Raw genomic sequence first — 4,118 nt, 5'->3', positions numbered from 1 at the left:
GCGGTTTCCTTTCCGGCGGTTCCGACTCTATCAGATCCTTTCGGCGCTGATTCCCCGTCAGAGGGGGGTTGCCTTCCCGGCTGTTGGGCCGTTCCGACGAGTGAGACTTTAGCGGATTCCCTGGCCCCGAAGCCAATCGGGGCTGCGTCCTTTCGAACGCGGATTCCTCATTTCGCGAATACACACGCCAATGACACGACGGCAGACGGATCGACTGCTCGTCGAGATGTGGTTGGTACTTGCGGAATGGCTGTCCGGGGACCGACCGGAGTCGGCGCTCACGTCGGACAACTCGGAGAACACTACGTAGCCGCCCTGGGTGTGTCAACCCAGCTCCTGGAGCCACCCTGGAGGCGTACGCTGCCCCTCATGACTACGCGTACGTGCAGCACCCAGCTGTGGTGGGCCGCCTGACGGCGGCCGGACTGACGTATGCACTCAACGGCCGCCGCCTCGGCGGCCGTTTCTGTTTCTCCCTCCTGGGGGTCGGCCGGCCGGGTGCGGCGGCCTCGACCAGGAGGTGGAGAGATGAAGCGGGTCTTCAGCGGGGTCAAGCCGACCGGGCATCTGACGCTGGGGAACTACCTGGGGGCCATGCGGCAGTGGGCCGCGGTCGACCAGTATCGGGCCGACGCGTTGTTCTGCGTGGTCGATCTGCACGCGCTCACCGTCGACCACGACCCCGCGCGGGTGCGTCGGCTGAGCCGTCAGGCCGCGACGCTGCTGCTGGCGGCCGGACTGGATCCGCAGCTGTGCACCCTCTTCGTGCAGAGCCATGTCGACGAGCACGCGCGGTTGTCGTACCTGCTGGAGTGTGTCGCCACCGACGGCGAGATGCGGCGGATGATCCAGTACAAGGAGAAGGCCGCCCGAGAGCGTGAGCGGGGCGGAAGCGTGCGGTTGTCGCTGCTCACCTATCCCGTGCTGATGGCGGCGGACATCCTGGCCTACGGGACGGACGAGGTGCCGGTCGGAGACGACCAGACCCAGCATGTGGAGCTGACCCGGGACCTGGCACTGCGGTTCAACCAACGGTACGGGCAGGCGTTCGTGGTGCCGCGGGCCACTACTGCGGCGGTGGGGGCGCGGGTCATGAACCTTCAGGAGCCGACGTCGAAGATGGGCAAGAGCGACGACTCCGGTCCCGGCATCGTCTATCTGCTGGACGAGCCGGACGTCGTACGGAGGAAGGTCATGCGGGCCGTCACCGACAGCGGGCGGCACGTCGAGTACGACCGGGAGGGGCGGCCCGGGATCGCGAATCTGCTGGAGATCCTCGCGGCCTGCACGGGCGGGAACCCGGAGGCGCTGGCAGACGTATACGAGTCGTACGGCGCTCTGAAGAAGGACACCGCGGAGGCTGTGGTGGAGGTTCTCAGGCCCGTGCAGGCCAGGCACAAGGAGTTGTGCGCCGACCCCGTGTTCGTGGAGGGGGGGCTGCGGGATGGTGCGGAGAGAGCGCGGGCCATGGCCCGACCGGTCGTGGATGCCGCTTACCGGGCGATCGGGCTGCTGCCCGCGGTGACGGAACCCGCGGAGCCGGAGTTGAACGCGGCCCGGTAGTCGCGTGGGCTGGTGGCGAGGCGCGACGCGAAGTGCTGGCGCATCGTGACCTCGCTGCCGAAGCCCGCGCGGCGGGCGACCTCGGGCATGGGGAGGTCGGTGCGTTCGAGGAGTTTCTGCGCCGCGGCGAGGCGCTGGTCGAGCAGCCAGCGCAGCGGGGTGGAGCCGGTGGCTGCCGCGAAGTGGCGGGCGAAGCTGCGCGGGGACATGCCCGCGCGGGCCGCCAGGTCGGCGACCGTGAGCGGTTCCTGCAGGTGGCGGAGCGCGTGTTCGCGGACGGCGGCAAGGATGTCTGCGTCGCGGTCGGTGTGCGGGGTGGCGTGTTCGATGAACTGGGCCTGGGTGCCGGTGCGGAAGGGGGCGGTGACCATCGAGCGGGCGATGGTGGCGGCCGCTTCCGCACCGTGGGAGCGGCGGACCAGGTGGAGGCAGAGGTCGATGCCGGCTGCCGTTCCGGCGGCGGTCCAGATGTTGTCGTCCTCGATGAACAGGGCGTCGGGAACGACGGTCACCTGGGGGTGGTGGGCGCGCAGGAGGTCGATGAGGTTCCAGTGGGTGATCGCGCGGCGGCCGTCGAGAAGGCCGGCCTGGGCGAGCGTGAAGGCTCCGCCGCAGAGAGCGGCGATGGTGGTGCCGCGGGCGTGGGCGCGGCGGAGTGCGTCGAGTACGGGTGCTGGTGCGCGGGTGAGGTGGTCGTCGAGGCCGGGGACGAGGATCAGGTCGGCGCGGGGCAACCAGGAGAGGGTGCGGTCGGGGAGGAGGCTGAGTCCGCCGCGCATGGCGACGGGCATGGTGGTGTCGGTGGCGACGCGGCGCAGGTCGAAGGCGGGGGCGTCGCGGTCGGTGCGGTCGGTGCCCCAGACCTCGGTGATGACGCAGACGTCGAAGGCTCGGATGCCGGGGAAGGCGACGAGGGCCACGCGGTAGGCGTCCCGCGGTTCCGGTCGGGGGTGTGCCTGCTCCTGCTCCTGCTGCATGCCTGGCAGTAAACCATCGATCGCTGACTTTTCGACCTCTGGGGTGAGCCGGCTCCCGGCAGCAGGATCGAGGGCATGGACATCGCTGAGAACGCGGCACTGGTGGTCGTGGACGTGCAGAAGGGCTTCGACGAGGCCGAGTTCTGGGGGCGTCGGAACAACCCCGGTGCCGACGACAACATCGCCTCGCTGATCGACGTATGGCAGGCCTCGGGGCGGCCGGTCGTGCTTGTGCGGCATGACTCGGTCAAGCCGGATTCGCCTCTGCGGGCCGGATACGAGGGGAACGGCTTCAAGGCGTACGTGGAGGAGAGGAGGGGGAAGGGTGCCGGGGCCGAGTTGTTCCTCACGAAGGCGGTGAACTCCGCCTTCTACGGGACGCCGGATCTGGACGCCTGGCTGAAGGCGGAGGGGGTCGGGCAGTTCGTGGTGGCCGGGATCCAGACCAACATGTGCGTGGAGACGACCGCGCGGATGGGCGGGAATCTGGGGTACGACGTCGTGGTCGCGTACGACGCGACGTACACGTTCGATCTGGCAGGGCCGTTCGGCTGGCGGCGGACCGCCGACGAGGTGGGGCAGGCGTCGGCGGTGTCGCTGCACGGGGGCGGCTTCGCGCGGGTCGTCACCACCGCGGAGGTGGTGGACGCGGCGAAGTGACCGCCCCCGGTGGGCGGGCCGGGCCGCCGTCAGTCCTTGGTGCCGGCGGCGAGCTCGCGGCTGCGGTCGCGGGCGGCCTCCAGGGCGGCGATGAGGGCGGCCCGTACGCCGTGGTTCTCGAGTTCGCGGATGGCGCTGATGGTCGTGCCGGCCGGGGACGTGACGTTCTCGCGGAGCTTGACGGGGTGTTCGCCGCTGTCGCGGAGCATCGTCGCTGCGCCGATCGCGGACTGGACGATGAGGTCGTGGGCCTTGTCGCGGGGCAGGCCGAGCAGGATGCCGGCGTCCGTCATCGCTTCGACCAGGTAGAAGAAGTACGCCGGGCCCGAGCCGGAGAGGGCCGTGCAGGCGTCCTGCTGCGACTCGGGGACGCGGAGCGTCTTGCCGACGGAGCCGAAGATCTCCTCGGCGTGGGCGAGGTGGTCGGCGGTGGCGTGACTGCCGGCGGAGATGACGGACATGGCCTCGTCGACGAGGGCGGGCGTGTTCGTCATGACGCGGACGACGGGGACACCGGCGGTGAGGCGCTCCTCGAGGGAGGCGGTCGTGATGCCGGCGGCTCCGCTGATGACCAGGCGGTCGGCGGGGACGTGCGGGGCCAGCTCGTCGAGGAGTGCGCCCATGTCCTGCGGCTTCACCGTGAGGATCAGGGTGTCGGCGGTTTTGGCCGCTTCGGCGTTGGTGACCGGGGTGACGCCGTAGCGGGCGCGGAGTTCCTCGGCACGGCCCGCGCGGCGGGCGGTGACGAGGAGGTCGGCGGCGGGCCAGCCGCCTCGGAGCATTCCGCTGAGCAGGGCTTCACCGATCTTGCCGGTGCCTAGGACTGCGACTTTCTGGGACATGGCGGGGGTCCTCCGGGGGTTGCGTCGTCCGGGGCCACAACTCCAGAGTCGCGGGAACGGACGGCGGGGGCGATCC

4 protein-coding genes are annotated in these 4,118 nt (G+C 70.3%); 2 read left to right on the top strand and 2 right to left on the bottom strand.

Annotated features, from left to right (window positions below; all coding sequences use genetic code 11):
• The first annotated feature begins 528 nt into the window (after positions 1-528).
• Positions 529-1,563: a tryptophan--tRNA ligase gene (gene trpS / locus P1P75_RS40100; RefSeq protein ID WP_319264638.1), complete on the top strand. Its 1,035-nt coding sequence runs from the start codon at positions 529-531 to the stop codon at positions 1,561-1,563.
• On the opposite strand, the gene P1P75_RS40095 is transcribed toward trpS, so the two are convergent.
• Entirely contained in the window at positions 1,494-2,540 is a 1,047-nt protein-coding gene (locus P1P75_RS40095) for a helix-turn-helix domain-containing protein (protein WP_319264636.1), read from the bottom strand. The two genes, trpS and P1P75_RS40095, sit on opposite strands and share 70 nt — an antisense overlap.
• Positions 2,541-2,615: 75 nt before the next feature.
• Between P1P75_RS40095 and P1P75_RS40090 the strand changes: the two genes are divergently transcribed.
• The gene (locus tag P1P75_RS40090) at positions 2,616-3,200 is read left to right on the top strand and encodes a cysteine hydrolase family protein (RefSeq protein WP_319264634.1); all 585 of its coding nucleotides are present in this window, start codon (positions 2,616-2,618) and stop codon (positions 3,198-3,200) included.
• A 29-nt stretch (positions 3,201-3,229) separates the two neighbouring features.
• Here P1P75_RS40090 and proC read toward each other — a convergent pair whose 3' ends face one another.
• A complete protein-coding gene (gene proC / locus P1P75_RS40085) occupies positions 3,230-4,042 on the bottom strand; it encodes a pyrroline-5-carboxylate reductase (RefSeq protein ID WP_319264632.1) in 813 nt (270 codons plus the stop codon).
• Positions 4,043-4,118: the final 76 nt, after the last annotated feature.

This window comes from Streptomyces sp. ID05-39B, assembly GCF_033794725.1.
Classification (GTDB): domain Bacteria; phylum Actinomycetota; class Actinomycetes; order Streptomycetales; family Streptomycetaceae; genus Streptomyces; species Streptomyces bobili.
The sequence above is the reverse complement of the archived record's forward strand: the minus strand, read 5'-3'. Positions and strand labels throughout refer to the sequence as shown.